15 protein-coding genes are annotated in these 14655 nt (G+C 69.9%); 2 read left to right on the top strand and 13 right to left on the bottom strand.

All coding sequences use genetic code 11. The features are described 5' to 3' along the window. The first annotated feature begins 67 nt into the window (after positions 1 to 67). Positions 68 to 220, top strand: coding sequence for a hypothetical protein (locus CLV67_RS51865; RefSeq protein WP_170153839.1), 153 nt, complete (start codon positions 68 to 70; stop codon positions 218 to 220). A gap of 60 nt (positions 221 to 280) precedes the next feature. Here CLV67_RS51865 and CLV67_RS13750 read toward each other — a convergent pair whose 3' ends face one another. The 13 genes from CLV67_RS13750 to CLV67_RS13695 form a co-directional block, all read right to left on the bottom strand. Beyond that, a complete protein-coding gene (locus CLV67_RS13750; RefSeq protein WP_106318099.1) occupies positions 281 to 574 on the bottom strand; it encodes a hypothetical protein in 294 nt (97 codons plus the stop codon). Positions 575 to 620: 46 nt separating this feature from the next. After that, positions 621 to 1004, bottom strand: a complete 384-nt coding sequence (locus CLV67_RS13745; protein ID WP_106318097.1) for a DUF3618 domain-containing protein — start codon at positions 1002 to 1004, stop codon at positions 621 to 623. Then, positions 1001 to 1471, bottom strand: a complete 471-nt coding sequence (locus tag CLV67_RS13740; RefSeq protein WP_106318095.1) for a phage holin family protein — start codon at positions 1469 to 1471, stop codon at positions 1001 to 1003. Before CLV67_RS13740 ends, CLV67_RS13745 begins: the two co-directional genes overlap by 4 nt. 51 nt (positions 1472 to 1522) lie before the next feature. After that, positions 1523 to 3472 carry a response regulator gene (locus CLV67_RS13735; protein WP_106318093.1) on the bottom strand — a complete coding sequence of 650 codons (1950 nt, stop codon included), beginning with the start codon at positions 3470 to 3472 and terminating at the stop codon, positions 1523 to 1525. Beyond that, on the bottom strand, positions 3465 to 3902 hold the full coding sequence (locus CLV67_RS13730; RefSeq protein ID WP_106318091.1) for a response regulator: 438 nt from the start codon (positions 3900 to 3902) through the stop codon (positions 3465 to 3467). Before CLV67_RS13730 ends, CLV67_RS13735 begins: the two co-directional genes overlap by 8 nt. Then, complete coding sequence (locus CLV67_RS13725; protein WP_146169101.1) at positions 3899 to 5284, bottom strand: sensor histidine kinase; 1386 nt, start codon at positions 5282 to 5284, stop codon at positions 3899 to 3901. The genes CLV67_RS13730 and CLV67_RS13725 overlap by 4 nt, the downstream gene beginning before the upstream one ends. 56 nt (positions 5285 to 5340) lie before the next feature. Continuing rightward, a complete protein-coding gene (locus CLV67_RS13720) occupies positions 5341 to 6615 on the bottom strand; it encodes an ATP-grasp domain-containing protein (protein ID WP_106318087.1) in 1275 nt (424 codons plus the stop codon). Next, positions 6612 to 9695, bottom strand: coding sequence for an amino acid adenylation domain-containing protein (locus tag CLV67_RS13715; RefSeq protein WP_106318085.1), 3084 nt, complete (start codon positions 9693 to 9695; stop codon positions 6612 to 6614). The genes CLV67_RS13720 and CLV67_RS13715 overlap by 4 nt, the downstream gene beginning before the upstream one ends. A 143-nt stretch (positions 9696 to 9838) precedes the next feature. Further along, a complete protein-coding gene (locus CLV67_RS13710) occupies positions 9839 to 10210 on the bottom strand; it encodes a GntR family transcriptional regulator (RefSeq protein WP_106318083.1) in 372 nt (123 codons plus the stop codon). A gap of 5 nt (positions 10211 to 10215) precedes the next feature. Continuing rightward, the gene (locus CLV67_RS13705; RefSeq protein WP_106318081.1) at positions 10216 to 11013 is read right to left on the bottom strand and encodes a hypothetical protein; all 798 of its coding nucleotides are present in this window, start codon (positions 11011 to 11013) and stop codon (positions 10216 to 10218) included. Positions 11014 to 11183: 170 nt separating this feature from the next. After that, positions 11184 to 12368, bottom strand: a complete 1185-nt coding sequence (locus CLV67_RS13700; RefSeq protein WP_239166097.1) for an amidohydrolase — start codon at positions 12366 to 12368, stop codon at positions 11184 to 11186. Next, entirely contained in the window at positions 12365 to 12490 is a 126-nt protein-coding gene (locus CLV67_RS54225; protein ID WP_275414878.1) for a hypothetical protein, read from the bottom strand. The genes CLV67_RS13700 and CLV67_RS54225 overlap by 4 nt, the downstream gene beginning before the upstream one ends. After that, on the bottom strand, positions 12487 to 13512 hold the full coding sequence (locus CLV67_RS13695) for a pyridoxal-phosphate dependent enzyme (RefSeq protein WP_106318079.1): 1026 nt from the start codon (positions 13510 to 13512) through the stop codon (positions 12487 to 12489). Before CLV67_RS13695 ends, CLV67_RS54225 begins: the two co-directional genes overlap by 4 nt. 6 nt (positions 13513 to 13518) lie before the next feature. Here CLV67_RS13695 and CLV67_RS13690 point away from each other — a divergent pair, with 6 nt between their 5' ends. Further along, entirely contained in the window at positions 13519 to 14535 is a 1017-nt protein-coding gene (locus tag CLV67_RS13690) for a LysR substrate-binding domain-containing protein (protein WP_203736921.1), read from the top strand. Positions 14536 to 14655 lie beyond the last annotated feature (120 nt).

Genomic DNA, 14655 nt, shown 5'->3' with positions numbered 1-14655 from the left:
GTTCCCAAATCAGGCTGAACGGGTAATACTGCCGCGCAACGGTAAAACTGATGAACGGGGATCCGGTATGTCCGTGCGTGCAGTGGTGTTCCGTGAGCAGGCCCGTCCGGCGCGGGAGGAGCCTTCGATGTCGGAGGTCGACCGCAGCGCCGAGGCGATGCGACGGCTGCGTCGCCCATTCGACAACGACTTCGGGGGTGTCCCGGCGAACCGCCCGTGAGGACGGACGCACCACGGGGCCCGGCACGACGTGCCGGACCCCGGTGGTAGGTTGCCGGATTTACAGCGGCGGCTGACCGTTGACCGGCGCGGGCTTGCGCGAGGCGGGCCGCGGCGACCTGCCGGCGACCACGGTGGTGGGCTCCTCCGTGGCGGCGATCGAGTGGAGCTTGGCGCCGGCCTTGTCGGTGCCGGTGCTGATCAGCGCCTTCGCCTTCTCCTGGGCCTGCACCACCGTGGGGTGGGTGTTGACCTTGCGGGCGGTCGCCGCGATCTGCTCGTACTTCTCACGTCCGGCCCGCGAGCCCAGCACGTACCCGATCGCGAGCCCGGCCACCAGCTTCATCATCGCCATGAGTGATTCTCCTGTTCGATTGCGGAAAGTGTTCGAAAAAGGTCGATCAGCGGAAGCGGCGCAGCCAGGCGGCGGGCCCGGAGGAGACCCGGCGTGCCGCCGCGCGCCGGCGTCGTACGACGACGATGGTGGCGCCCACGGCCGCCGCCAGGGCGATCGCCGCCGGTGGCAGGGCCCTGCGCGTCGTGGGCCGGCGGCCCGCCTCGGCCAGCCGCTCCTTGGTGGAGCCGGCCAGCCGTGCCGTCGACGTGGTCGCCGCGGAAACACGGTCGCGGGCCTGGGCGGCGGTGTCGCTGACCGCCTGCTTCGCCCGGGTTTTCACGTCGGTCTTGGCCGCCAGCGCCTCGACGGTGGCGCCCAGGTCGGCGCGGGTCTGCCGGATCTCACTGGTCAGTCGTTCCTGACCCGCCGGTGTGCTGTTCGAAGTCATGCGTGCCGTCCTCGGTGTGCTGCGCTCTTCACGGTCTCGATGTCGGCCTCCACACTCGCGATCGCGCCCTCGGGCACCGGTGGGTTCGCCTGGCTCAACTGCTTCTTACCCAGCAGCGCGGCGACGCCCGCGGTGGCGAACACCACGATCATCACGACGAGGATGGACAGCCACAGTGGCCAGACCAGGTCCAGGACGACGACCGCCAGGGTCACCAGCAGACCGAGACCGAACCACGCCAGTACGGCCGCGCCGCCGAACAGGCCGCCGCCGACGCCGGCGCGCTTGCCCTTCTCGGCCAGCTCCGCCTTGGCCAGTGCCAACTCATCGCGAACGAGCGTGGAGATCTGGGCGGCCGCCTGGCTCACCAGGTCGGCTGTGGAGCCCGCTGTCGCGGGCCGGGTGGAGTCGTTCAACGTCACGGTGTGCACCTCCTCGCTGCCATGCGGTCGCTTTGCCCCTCCCATGAGCAGGCGAAACCGATGACCTCAGGGGTGGCACGGGAGATGCGGCAGATGTCACCCGGGCAAACCGGCCAGCGTGGCGTGGATCTGGCGCAGCAGCGTGTCGGCGTTGAACGGCTTGTCGACGATCGGCACGCCTTCGGGGAGCTGCCGATCGCTGTCGGCGGTGTACCCGGACATGAAGACGATGCGGATCGGCGGACAGATGTCGATCGCGGTCTGGATGAACTTCAGGACCGGCATGCCGGGCATGATGACGTCGGACAACAGCAGATCGAAGGGCGGCGACGCGTCCTGGAGCATCGCCAGGGCCCGCTCGCGGGTGCCGGCGTCGGACACCCGATAGCCGCCGCGGGTCAGGACCCGGCGCGTGATAGCGCGGATGTCGTCGTCGTCCTCGACCACCAGGATGTGTTCCCCGTGGCCCCGGTTCGCGGTGCCGTCCGTCTCGTCCGGACCGGCCGTGGGCGCCGTCGATTCCACGGCCGGCAGGAAGACGCTGATCCGGGTGCCCGCGCCGGGCGCCGAGTCGACCATGATCGCGCCGGCGGCCTCCTGGACGGCGCCGTACACGGTCGCCAGGCCGAGGCCGGTGCCCTGGCCGGTGCTGCGGGTGGTGAAGAACGGCTCGAACGCGCGTCGCTGCACCTCCTCGTCCATGCCGCAGCCGGTGTCGGCGACGGTGAGCGAGACGTGCTGCCCGGACGGCGGCTGGGCGCCGATGGCGCCGGTGGGTACCCGCTCGGTCAGCGTCGTACGGATGACCAGCCGGCCCCCTTCCGGCATCGCGGTACGCGCGTTGACCACCAGGTTCATGATGATCTGCTCCAGCCGGCTCGGATCGATGGTGACGTACGGAAGATCGCCGCCCAGATCGGTGTCGAACTCGATGTCCTCGCCGATGGTCCGGCGCAGCAGCCGCTCGATCTCGCCGACGATCGCGTTCAGGTCCACCACCTCCGGGTTCGACGGCTGCAGCCGGCTGAAGATGAGCAGCTGCCGGGTCAGCGCCGCGGCCCGCCGGGTGGCGTGGTCGATGTTCTCCAGGTCCGTCCTGCACGGATGATCGGGACCGAGTTCCTCGAGCACGAAGTCGGTGTAGCCGCCGATCACCCCGAGGATGTTGTTGAAGTCGTGCGCCACACCGCCGGCGAGCTGGCCGAGGGAGTCCAGCCGTTCCACCTGGTGCAGCTTCATCTCCAGTTCACGGCGCTGCTCGGCGGCCTCGATCTGCTCGGTGATGTCGCGCAGGATGCCCTCGACGGCGATCAGGGCGCCGTCGTCGTACACCTCGACGAGTCGCTGCTCGGCGACCACGCGGGTGCCGTCGGGACGTGACCACGACAGTGCGAGCGGACTGCCCAGCGGCACCTGCCACGACCGCCTCATCAGCTCGCCCTCTGCGGTGCCCATGATGTCGAAGAGCAGCTCCGGCCGCTCGTACAGCCGCTCGGGTGTGAGGCCGGTGAGCCCGGCGATGGCCGGGCTGATGTATTCGAGCACCGGCACCGGTCCGGGCACGAATCGGAACAGCACGTCGTGCAGGTTCTCCGCGACCAGCCGGAACCGTTCCTCACTGTCGCGCAGCGCCGCCTGAGCCCGTCGCCGTTCCTGACGGTCACGGGCCTCGCGCAGCTCGCGCTGCACCGCGGGCCCGAGGCGCGTGAGCTTTTCCTTGAGCACGAAGTCGTGGGCGCCGGCCCTCATCAGCGCGGTGGCCGACTCCTCCCCGATCTGGCCGGACACGACGATGAACGGCACGTCCAGATCCGTGTCGCGCAGCAGCCGCAGGGCCGCCCCGGCGTCGAACTTGGGCATGCCGTTGTCGGAGATCACGATGTCAGGGGCCCGGTCGCGCAGTGCGGCGGCCATCGCGTCGGCCGTCTCGACCCGCTCGTAGTCGACGCTCAGCCCGGCACGGCGCAGCCGGTCGACCACGAGAACGGCGTCGTCCTCGCTGTCCTCGATGAGCAACAACCTGATGGCGTCGGTCTCGTCAGTCATGAAGCCGCCCGGCCGGGCGATTCACCAGCAGCCAGTACATGCCGAGCAGGCGTACCGCGTCGAGGAACTCGTCGAAGGCCACCGGCTTGCGTACGAAGCTGTTCGCGCCGAGGTCGTAGGTGTTGACGATGTCGCGCTCCTCGGTCGACGTGGTGAGGATGACGACCGGCAGGAAGCGGGTACGGGCGTCGGCGCGGATGCCGCGCAGCACCTCCAGGCCGGTGACCTTGGGCATGTTCAGGTCCAGCAGGACGAGGGCGGGCAGCGGGCCGGGCGTTCCGTCGGCCGGGAACAGGTACCGCAGCGCCTCCTCGCCGTCGGTTGCGATGTCCACGGCGTTGGTGATGTTGTTCTTCTTCAGCGCGCGCAGGGTCAGCGCGACGTCGTCGGGACTGTCGTCGATGATGAGGATCCGGTCGCCGACGGTCATGGTGTGCCCTTCACGGTGTTCGTCAGGTTGAAGTAGAACGTCGCACCACGATCAACTTCCGCCTCGGCGCGGATGTGGCCGCCGTGGCGTCGCACGATGCGGGCCACGATCGCCAGCCCGATGCCGGTGCCCTCGAACTCGGAGGTCGTGTGCAGGCGCTGGAAGGCGTCGAACAGTTTGCCGGCGTAACTCATGTCGAAGCCGACACCGTTGTCGCGTACGAAGAAGAAGGTCTCGCCCGAGAGCACCGTGCGGCCGGCCTCGATGACCGCGTCGGGTCGTTTGCCGGTGAACTTCCAGGCGTTCGCCAGCAGGTTGTGCAGGGCGATACGCAGCAGGTGCGGGTCGCCCTCGGCGGTGAGCCCGTCCGGGACGATGAGTGTCACGTCGCGGTCCGGGTCGGTGGTGCGCATGTCGGCGACGATCTCCTGGATCATCGCGGTGAGGTCGACCCCGCGGCGTTCCAGGTCGGCGCGGGTGGCGCGGGACAGGTTGAGCAGGTCGTCGATCATCCGGCCCATGCGGCCCACGTTGCGCTGCAACCGGTGCAGGTAGTCCTTGCCGACGTCGTCGAGGACGTCGTCGTAGTCCTCCAGCAGTGCGTCGCTGAACCCGTGCAGGGAACGCAGCGGGGCGCGCAGGTCGTGCGACACCGAATAGGCGAAGGCGTCCAGTTCCTTGTTCGAGGCCTCCAGCTCGGAGGTGCGCTGCCGGACCCGCATTTCGAGGTTCGCGTTCAGGTGCCGGATCTCGTCCTCGGCCCTCTTGCGTTCGGTGATGTCGGTGGAGATGCCGCACACGGCGTAGGGCCTGCCGGTGCTGTCGAGCACGGGGAACTTCACGGAGATGTACGTGCGCTCGCCGTCGGCGCTTTCCGCGGTCTCCTCGTACTGCACGGATTTGCCCTCGGCCGCCACCCGCAGGTCGTTGGCCCGCAGCTGGTCGGCGAGGTCGTGCGGGAACACGTCGTGGTCGGTCAGGTTGACCACCCGCTCACGGCTGACACCGAACAGCCGCTCCCACTCGCGGTTGACGAGCAGGTACTGCCCGTTGTCGACCCGCTTCATGTAGATGTTCGACTCGGTGTTGTCGATGAGTTTCTGCAGCTGGTTGTGGCTGGCGGCGGCCTCGTCGAGTGCGTGCTCGCGGGCCTGCTCGGCCCGCCGGACGAGGGTCATCGCGTACAGCCCGACGCCGCCGAGCAACGCGACCTGGACGCCGGCGACCGCACCGGCCGCCCGGCCCGCGCGGCGAGAGGCGAGTAGCCAGCCCAGACTCGAGCCCGCCCCGACCACGGCGGCCAGAGCACGGCCCAGTGTCACCGGCGACGTCACCCGCTGCGGCGACCGTGGTCGGACGCTGACCGTAGGCGTCGCCGACATCGCCGCCCCCCGAAATACGCCCGAACTGCGGTGCGTATCGAAGCTACCACTCTGCGTTATTGAACTGGTTCGGTTTCGGCGCCGCCGGGCAGACGGTCGTACTCGATGTGCAGCGTCCGGTGCACCACGTCGACCAGGCGCAGCACCCCGCGGTGATCAGGCGCCGAACCGTGCACGATGCCCAGGTACGTCAGCGTGCCCCGCCGCCAGTCCAGCGCCGTTCCGGGTTGTGCGAACGTCTCGACGAAGCGGATACCGGCGACCCGGCCGAGGTCGTCGAGCCCGTCGAGGCGCCGCAGCGCGACGGCGTCGGCGGGCGGGGTGAGGAAGTACTGGAACGCGTGCCGCCGGTACGTCGTGTCCGGCACCTCACCGGGCAGGCCCAGGGCCACCGTCAGCGCCGCCCGGACCAGGTCGAACCCGCGTGCCCGGCGTACCAGGTCGGCCACATAACCGCCCAGACGACCGTTGACCTCGATGATCCGCGGCCCGTCCGGGGTGAGTTTGACCTCGGTGTGGGTGATCCCGTGCCGCACACCGAGAGCTTCGAGCGCCGCTGTGGTCAGCGCCAGCACCCGCTCGCGCGTCCCTGCACCGATGGTGCTCGGTACGACGTACCCCGTCTCGCGCAGCGGGGGCGCGAGAGGGAACTTCCCGGTCACCTCGACGTGCCGGACCTCGCCTTCCGAGATCACCGACTCGACCGACACGTAGTCGGCCCACTCCGGGCCCGCGACCGACGGGTCTCCGGCCAGCAACTGTTCGACCACGAACTCGTCGCCCTCCCCGCCGGTGAATGCCCGCAGCTGCTCGGCGGCCTCCCGCCGGGTGTGCACCGTGCAGGTGCGGGCGCTCGCCGCGCCGCGACGCGGCTTCAGAACAGCCGGCAGACCGACCTCGTCCAGCGCCGCATCGAGGCCGGCCGGCTCCCGCACGAGCCGGCACGCGGTGTGCTGCACACCCGACTCGGCGAGCAGGCGGCGCTGCGTGTACTTGTCGGTCACGGCCACCGCCGTCCGCCGGTCGAGGAAGGGCAGGCCGAGACGTTCCGCGAGCGCGGCGGTACGGCTGATCAGGCTCTCGCTGAACGTGGTGATCCCGGCGAGACCCGCACAGCCCGGCCCGGCCAGGATCTCGTCGTCGGTCAGCCCGGTCACGTCACAGACCGGGGCCAGCGCCCGGATCTCCTCGAACAGGGGCCGCACGTGTGGCAGGTCCCGGTCGCAGAGGAAGACGACCTCGGCCAGGCCACGGGCGGACGCGAGGATGCTCATCGGGGTGGCGGAGCCGAAGTCGAACACCACCGCCACCCGGGGCAACGGGGCCGTCATGCGGTGGCCGAGCGCGAATCGGTGACCTCGCTACCGGCGTCCGGGGCCGGAAGATACCCGGAACGGCGGAAGAAGCGCACGTAGTGGTCCAGCAGCGCTGCGTCGACCGGCGGCATCGACAGACCCGACCCGGCCAGTGCCCGTTCGGCGTTGCCGCGGCCGAACCGGGGGAACACGCTGGTGAAATACATCTGCTTCACCACGAGACCGCTGCGCGGGCACCGGTCAACCCACAGCGGCACGAACGGTGTGAACGGGTGCCGCGGGTTCTCGGCGACGAACTCCACCGCCCGCGACACCCACTCGTCGAACGGCAGTGTCCGCATCCGGTAGCCGTGCGAGCGCAGCACCTCCGTCATGTCACCGAGCGTCGCGGGCCTCGGGTTCGTCAGGTGATAGGTGCGTGACTGCCGCGTCCGCGTCAGCGCGAGATGCACGATCTGCGCCGCCAGCACGTCGACCGGCACCAGATCCATCGACAGGTCGATGTCCGGCGCGAGACCCGTGTCGACCATCAGCCGCAGCATCGCGCAGGTGGCGTTCTCCAGATTCCACGCCCCGCTCGCCAGGTCGCCCGACACCTCGTACGGCCGATGAATCCCGACCGGCAACCCGTCACGGACCGCATGGGCGAGCACCGCCTCGGCCACCCACTTGGATTCGGTGTAACCCATGAACAGATGCTCCGGATGGGCCAGGGGAGTGTCCTCGGTCACCTCACGCACCCCGGCCGCACCGAACCCGGCCAGCACCGCGAGCGTGGACACGAAGTGCACCGGGACACGCCTCGGCGTCGCCAGCCGCACGATCTCCCGCGTGCCGCCCACCGTCACCGGGGCGAGCTGGGAGTACGGGTAGGTGAAGTTCACATACGCGCCGGCGTGCACCACCAGATCCACCCGCTGCGCCAGCGCGTCGAAATCCGCGGCGGACAGCCCGAGGCCCGGGCGTCCCAGGTCGCCGGGCACCGGCCGGACCCGGCCGGCCGGCAGGTCACCGAGCTGGAATCGGTTCTGTCCCTCGGCCAGCCGCCGCCGGCCGGCATCCTCGTCGGCGGCCCGGACCAGGCAGTGGATCTCCGCCTCCGTCTCGGTCAGCAACCGCCGCAGCAGATAGCCGCCGAGGAACCCGGTGCCGCCGGTCAGCAGGACCGAGCCGCCCGCCAGCCGCAACGGCTCGGTGGGCTCGTCATCGTCGGCCGGTGTCCGCGGCCGGGCCACCACGGCGGCCACGCTCTCCCGCTGGAAGTCGGCGTTCAGCGCGGCACCGTCCCGATCGATCAGGCCGGTGCGCGCCTCCTGCACCGCGGCGGCACACGCGACCAGCCGCGGATCGGCCAGCAGCCGCGACGTCAGAAAGCGACTCTGGGACCGATCCACACCGAACATCGACTGCAGGCGTACGAAAAGACGCGCGGCCAGTACCGAGTTGCCACCCAGATCGAAGAAGCCGTCCTCGAGGCCCACCTCGTCCGGGTCCACGTCCAGGACCTCCGCCCACAGTCGCGCCACCCCCACCTCGGTCGGCGTCCGCGGCCGCCGCCCCAGCGCCGACCGGTCGACCTTGCCGGTGCCGGCCAGCGGCAGCCGGTCCACCGGCACCAGCCGCCCGGGCAGCATGAACCGCGGGAGCCGCTCAGCGAGATACGCCCTGATCGCCGACTGGTCCGCCTGCCCCACCGGCTGGTAATAGGCCACGACCGTCCGCCGGTCCGGATCGTCGCCGGCGACCACGACGGTCGCGGCGGCGACGTCGTCCGCGGCGGCCAGCACCGCCTCGATCTCGTCCAGCTCCACCCGGAAGCCCCGGATCTTGAGCATCCGGTCCCGGCGGCCGAGAAAGTCGATGGTCCCGTCGGGCAGCCAACGGACCTGATCGCCGGTACGGAACAGCCGCGCGCCCGGCCGGTCCGAGAACCGGTCCGGCACGAACCGTGCGGCCGTCAGCGCGGGATCGTTGAGGTACCCCAGCGCGACCCCGTCACCGCCGACCCACAGCTCGCCCTCGACACCGACCGGCACCGGATTCCCGTCGTCGTCGACGATGTGGCAGGTGGAGTTCGCGATCGGCCGCCCGATCGGGATCCGGGCCGTCCCGCGGGGCACCCCGGTGATGTGGTGCACGGCCGAGAACGTGGTGTTCTCGGTCGGCCCGTACCCGTTGAGCATTCGCCGTGGCGGCTGCCCGCTCGCGAGCACCGCGCCCACCAGCCCCGGGTCCAGCACGTCGCCGCCGGCGATCAGGCATCGCAACCCGCCGAACATCTCCGGCCGCTCGCGTACGCACTGGTGGAACACCCCGGCCGTCAGCCAGGCCACCGTGATCTCCTCGCGCGTGAAGAACTCCGCCAGCAGCGCCGGATCGAGCAGCGTCGCGTTGTCGACGATCACCAGCCGCGCGCCGTTGAGCAGCGCACCCCAGATCTCGAACACCGACGCGTCGAACGCCGGATGCCCGGTGTGCGACACCCGGTCGGCAGCGGTGATCCGCAGGTCGTCGTCGCCGAGGACGAGCCGGGCGACAGCCCGGTGGGGGACCGCGACTGCCTTCGGCACACCGGTCGACCCGGAGGTGAACATGACGTACGCCGGATCACCGCCCCCGGCCGTGGTCCCCGGCGGGGGAGGTCCCTCACGGTGGTCCGCGACCGCGATCGAGGGCACGTCGGCGAGCACGCCTTCGGTTCCCGGCAGGCGGAGTACCTGCCGTACCCCGATCTGATCGACCAGCGTCCGCAGACGTCCCGCCGGATCCGCGGGATCCAGCGGGACGTAGACCCCACCCGCCTTCAGAATCGCGAGCATGCCCACCGGCGCCTCGAGGCATCGTTCACCCAGCAGGCCCACCATGTCACCGGCTCGCACCCCGGCCTCGGACAGCCGGGCCGCCGTTGCGTCCGACCAGCGATCCAGCTCCCCGTAGGTGATCCAGCGTCCACCCTCGACCACCGCAGTCTCGTCGGAGCGTCCCGCCGCCTGCCCGGCGAACAGGTCCACGATCGAGGAGTCGCCCGGATAGCCGGTCACCCGGCCCGACCATTCCTCCGGCGGAAGAACCGCACCGGACCCGTCATCCACCATGGCCAGTCCCCGATCTCGCTCTTCAGCGGGCGGAGGGCTCTGAGCAGCCCCAACTCCATACTGAAGTCTCGAACCGGATTTAGTCAGGTAAGTACTTCGATCGACACCGTCTTCGGGTTTACGGCGGATGGTCCTCTCGGCGGTCAGCTGAGCTTGGGGACGGCCTGGTTCAGTGCGGCCTGGACGATGTGGACGGCCTCGGTGGGGTCGATGCCGACGCTGGCGATGACGGCGGCGTACTCGGCGGCGGCGCGGTGGGCCCGTTCGCGGCCCTGTTCGCCGGCCGCGGAGACGAACGAACCGGCCGAGCCGCGGGTCTCGATCATCCCGGCATCCTCCAGTTCCCGGTAGGCGCGGCCGACCGTGTTGACCGCGAGACCGAGGTCCGCCGCCAGGCGGCGGATGGTCGGCAGCCGGGTGCCCACGGCCAGCGTGCGTTCCTGGATCTGCGCGGCGAGCTGGGCGCGCAGCTGCTCGAACGGTGGAACGGGTGACGCCGGGTCGATGACGATCATGTCGCTCACCGGGCGCAGGAGCCCTGCTGGGCCGCCAGGACGCGCCGCCCCTCGCCGACGGTGATGAGGACGAGTGCGATGACGCTCAGGATGATGAAGACGAGCCAGCCGGTGTTCCATGGGTCGAGCCCGGTGTCGAACACCGACACGACCGGCAGGGACCAGACCACGGTCGGTACGGCCACCTCGCGGGCGTCCTCGACGCGCATGAGGAAGTCGGCCTTCAGCGAGCCCTCGTCGTCGGCCACCACCGGGTGGGCGAGCACGTGGCGCAGCTGGACGGCGGTGCCGGCCGCGACCCCGCAGAGTCCGATGAGCAGGATGACCGCCGCGTACCTCGCGGCGCCGTCCCGTGTGGTCAGGGCCGCGACCGTCAGCACGGCCGCGCCCGCGTAGGTAGCCGCCAGGAACGCGGCCCGCGGCACGCCGAGCACGGTGCGCCAGCCGGGCCGGACGGAGTGGGCCGCCCGTCGCGGCAGGTCCGCGCCGGCCCGCTGGTCGACCCGCCGTATCCACCGGTTCAGCAGCGACAGGCCCAGGACCAGCCCGGCCACCAGTGCCGTGAGCGCCGCCAGCTGCGCCCCGAATCGGTCATCCGCTGGACTGATCGGCAGGGCGGAGACGTAGACGAGGGCGGTGGCGACCAGGAACACGGCCGGCAGGATGGCGGCGCCGAGGCGGGCACGCCGCCGGACCGTCAGGCGGGCGGCCAGCATCGGTGTCGGCGGGACGTCGGCCAGGCCGCGCGCGGCCAGCCAGAGGCGGGCTATCTCGAGCTCCGTCGGACGTACCTTTCCCGCCATGGCGGCCTCCTCTTGTCGCAAACCTTGTCTCACTATGCTGCGACAAGAGTTGCGACAAGTCAAACGTGGCGCTGCCACTCGGCCGGGCTCATCCCGTGCTCCTCCCGGAAACGCCGGGCGAAGTGCCTCGAGCCGGCGAACCCCCACGATCCGAATGAGCTGGGAGTCGTCTAATTTCCGCCACGCTTTCCCGTGCGGAGACCGCCGATAGCGACTTCGCGGTAGTAGGCGACGCCGGCGGTGAGGATGCCGTCGTTGAACGTGTAGTCGTGGCTGTGCAGTGGTGTCCCGCCCTTGCCCGGGTCGACGCCGTTGCCGATGAGGGCGAGGCACGCCGGGACATGGCTGGCGAGGACACCGAAGTCCTCGCTGGCCATGATGGGGTCAGCGTCGAGCTCGACGTTCGCTTGTCCTAGTGCGCGGGCTGCTGCCTCGCCGGCGATGGCCACACACTCGTCGTCGTTGAGGGTGGGTGCGAACTCGTGGGTGTAGGTGATCTCGGCGGTGGCGCCGTGCGCGGCGGCGATGCCGGCGCTGATCTCGCGGATACGCCGCTCCAGCAACGCCTGGACGGACGGGTCGAAGCTGCGGGTGTCGCCGGTGATGGTGACGTGGCTCGGGATGGCGTTGCGTGCCCCGTCGGTGCGCAGGTCGGTGCAGGACAGCACGGCGGAGTGGATGGGGTCGACGCTGCGGGCCACGACCTGCTGCAGGGCGAGGAGGATCTCGGCGCCGATGACCAGCGGGTCCACCACGAGGTGTGGGGCTGATGCGTGCCCACCGCGGCCCGTGATGTGGATGGTGAAGTTGTCCTCGCTGGCCATGAGGGGCCCGGAACGGGTCAGCAGGTGTCCGGCGGGGGAACCGGGATGGTTGTGGAGCCCGAAGAGGCGGTCCACGGGAAACCGTTCGAAGAGGCCGTCGTTCACCATGGCCTGCGCGCCGCGACCCGGCTCCTCTGCAGGCTGCAGGATGATGCGGACGGTTCCGTCGAACCCTTCCCCGGCCAGGACCGCAGCGGCCCCCAGAACCATGGCCATGTGACCGTCGTGGCCACAGGCGTGCATGGCGCCGGGATGTTCGGAGGTGTACGCCACGCCGCTACGTTCATCGATGGGCAGGCCGTCCAGCTCCGACCGCAGACCGATGGCACGCCCTGACCGGCCGCGGGTCAGCGAGGCGACGACCCCGGTCCCGCCGACCCCGGTGACTACCTGGAATCCAAGGTCATGCAGCGCGCCAGCGACGAAGTGACTGGTTTCATGTTCGGCGAACGCCATCTCGGGGATTCGGTGCAGGTGATGCCTCCAGCCTCGTAGGCGGGCGTCGAGCCCGGCGAGGTCGGTGATGCTCACGCCTGGTTCGCCAGACGCATACCGCGTGGCCCGGTGGCCTCGTCGTCGTAACCACCGATCTTCTTGAGATCCATCAAGGTGCTCCAGAGTCGTTCGCGGCCGGTCCGGACGGTGCGGGTCATGACGGGTTCCCTTCGGTGCTGAGCAGGACTATGACCGCGTCGTCGCCGAGGTCAAGAGCGGCGCGGCGTGCGGGGTCTCGGAGGACAGCCCGTACGCCGGCGAGTGTGGCGGCTCCACTGGCTCCTGAAGAGATACCGAGGGTCGCGAGGTCAGCGACGGCCCGCAGCGCCTGCGCGTCGGTGACGGCAACGGCGGCATCGCACCCGTCTCGCAGCACCGGCCAGGCCGTGCCCGAAACGGTGCCGCAGTTGAGCCCGGCCATCACCGTGTTCGCGGTCGCCACGGTAGCGGGGTGACCGATGCCCAGGCTGGCCAACACACAGGCGGCAGTGTCGGGTTCGACGGACAGCACGGTGGGATGGTGCGTTCCTGGCCGGCGGTAGTGGCGCACCACTGCCTCGGCCAGAGAGCCTACGCCGACCGGGACGGCGATCAGGTCGAGGTGACCCTGGAGCTGGTCGTCGATCTCGTGGAGCAAGGTCTGGTAGCCCTCGACGATCCACGCCGGAACCTCGGTGTATCCCTGCCAGGCCGTGTCCTGTACCAGGGCGCGGTCCGCGGAGTCGTCGGCGTAGCGGGCCGCGGCACGCACCGCTTCGTCGTAGTCACCGTCGACGCGTACGACCTCGGCACCTTCGGCGGCGATGCGTCCCGCCGTTTCCTCGATCATCACCTTCGGCACGAATACGGTGGAGGTGACGTCGAAGTGCTTTGCCATCCGGGCTACCGCTCGTCCGTGGTTTCCGTCGGTGGCCGTGACAAGTTGTGCCCCCGGGTGCTGATCCAAGACCTGCCGGCACGCCCATGACGCGCCCAGCACCTTGAACGCAGGCAGGCCCAGCCGCTTCGACTCGTCCTTGACCAGTACCCGGCCCACTCCTAGCTCGGCGGCGAGCGTGGGGAACTCGGTGAGGGAGGTGGGCTCGTATCCGGGCAGCGAACGGTGGAATTCCCGCGGATCGGCGGTCGGCTCTGCCGACGTCCAGGACCGAGCCTGCGAAGACACGTACCACGAAGTCATGGGTTCATGCTCTGCTCGCTCGTCACCGCAGGTCCAGCGGGGAAAACCGGTCTAGATTGTGAAGCGAACCTGAAAGATCGAGGGGGTGCCGTGCTCGACCTCCACCGGTTACGCATCCTGCGCGAGCTGCATCGACGTGGCACGATCACCGCTGTCGCGCAGGCGCTGTCCTACAGCCCGTCAGCCGTTTCCCAGCAGCTCGCCACCTTGGAACGCGAGACGGGAGTCAAGCTGCTGGAACCGGCCGGGCGACGGGTCCGGCTCACCGCCCAGGCGGATGTGCTGGTCGCGCACGCCGAGGTGCTGCTGGCTGAGATGGAGCGCGCGGAGAGTGCCCTAGCCCGGTCGCTGCAGGAGACCGCCGGCACGCTGCGGGTTGCCGCCTTCCAAACCGCGGTTCTCACCCTGGTCCCGTCCGCCATCAGGCGCCTGCAGTCAGCGCACCCGGACCTGCGTATCGAAGTCACCGAACTGGAACCCGACACCGCCCTGCCGGCCTTGGTGGTAGGCGATTTCGACGTAGTGCTTGACGAGGAGTACCCCGGACACCCGCTGCCCCTGCTCGCAGGGGTGTCCCGCAGTGACCTGTTCACCGACGAACTACTTCTTGCCGTGCCGAGCCCCTGGGCTGGTCGGGACTTGCTCGACGTCGCGAAACGCCCCTTCGCCCTCGAGCCGGCCAGCACACCAGCGGGCCAATGGGCCCTGGCGACCTGCCGTGAAGCAGGATTCGAACCCGACGTCCGCTACACGAGCACCGATCTCCAGATCCACCTGCGCCTGGTCGAGCAGCAGCTGGCAGTCGCACTCATCCCGCAACTCGCCGACGCACAGAACCGGCCCGGCATCGCCCTCAACCCGATGCGGGATCACCCGAACCGGACCGTCTTCATAGCGGTGAGGAACGGTGCTCTCGACCACCCGGCCGTACGTGCGTTCACCACGGCCCTCGCCCAGACGCACCAACAACTGGATAGTCCTCCTCCAGCTGCAGCGTCCGAACCGGACCACCGCCACCGCTGAGCATTGCTCCCGGCCACCTCGCGGCCCGGATCACGCTTGTTGCGATGCCTCGCTCAGCGGCTGTCGCGCTACTGTTCTCGCCAATATTGGCCTGCTGAACTCCGATGGTGCCGTTCGAAT

Source organism: Actinoplanes italicus (genome assembly GCF_003001815.1).
GTDB classification, from domain to species: Bacteria; Actinomycetota; Actinomycetes; order Mycobacteriales; family Micromonosporaceae; genus Actinoplanes; species Actinoplanes italicus.
Note: the sequence above shows the minus strand (reverse complement) of the source record. Positions and strands in the feature narration are given on the sequence as shown.

Excerpts from the sequence above, each read along its gene's own strand:
- CLV67_RS13735 (WP_106318093.1), bottom strand. The coding sequence starts at position 3,472 with ATGACTGACGAGACCGACGCCATCAGGTTGTTGCTCATCGAGGACAGC.
- CLV67_RS13725 (WP_146169101.1), bottom strand. The coding sequence starts at position 5,284 with ATGTCGGCGACGCCTACGGTCAGCGTCCGACCACGGTCGCCGCAGCGG.
- CLV67_RS13705 (WP_106318081.1), bottom strand. The coding sequence starts at position 11,013 with ATGGCGGGAAAGGTACGTCCGACGGAGCTCGAGATAGCCCGCCTCTGG.
- CLV67_RS13730 (WP_106318091.1), bottom strand. The coding sequence starts at position 3,902 with ATGACCGTCGGCGACCGGATCCTCATCATCGACGACAGTCCCGACGAC.
- CLV67_RS13710 (WP_106318083.1), bottom strand. The coding sequence starts at position 10,210 with ATGATCGTCATCGACCCGGCGTCACCCGTTCCACCGTTCGAGCAGCTG.
- CLV67_RS13715 (WP_106318085.1), bottom strand. The coding sequence starts at position 9,695 with ATGGTGGATGACGGGTCCGGTGCGGTTCTTCCGCCGGAGGAATGGTCG.
- CLV67_RS13690 (WP_203736921.1), top strand. The coding sequence starts at position 13,519 with ATGCTCTGCTCGCTCGTCACCGCAGGTCCAGCGGGGAAAACCGGTCTA.
- CLV67_RS13695 (WP_106318079.1), bottom strand. The coding sequence starts at position 13,512 with ATGACTTCGTGGTACGTGTCTTCGCAGGCTCGGTCCTGGACGTCGGCA.
- CLV67_RS13720 (WP_106318087.1), bottom strand. The coding sequence starts at position 6,615 with ATGACGGCCCCGTTGCCCCGGGTGGCGGTGGTGTTCGACTTCGGCTCC.
- CLV67_RS54225 (WP_275414878.1), bottom strand. The coding sequence starts at position 12,490 with ATGACCCGCACCGTCCGGACCGGCCGCGAACGACTCTGGAGCACCTTG.
- CLV67_RS13740 (WP_106318095.1), bottom strand. The coding sequence starts at position 1,471 with ATGGGAGGGGCAAAGCGACCGCATGGCAGCGAGGAGGTGCACACCGTG.
- CLV67_RS13745 (WP_106318097.1), bottom strand. The coding sequence starts at position 1,004 with ATGACTTCGAACAGCACACCGGCGGGTCAGGAACGACTGACCAGTGAG.
- CLV67_RS13750 (WP_106318099.1), bottom strand. The coding sequence starts at position 574 with ATGGCGATGATGAAGCTGGTGGCCGGGCTCGCGATCGGGTACGTGCTG.
- CLV67_RS51865 (WP_170153839.1), top strand. The coding sequence starts at position 68 with ATGTCCGTGCGTGCAGTGGTGTTCCGTGAGCAGGCCCGTCCGGCGCGG.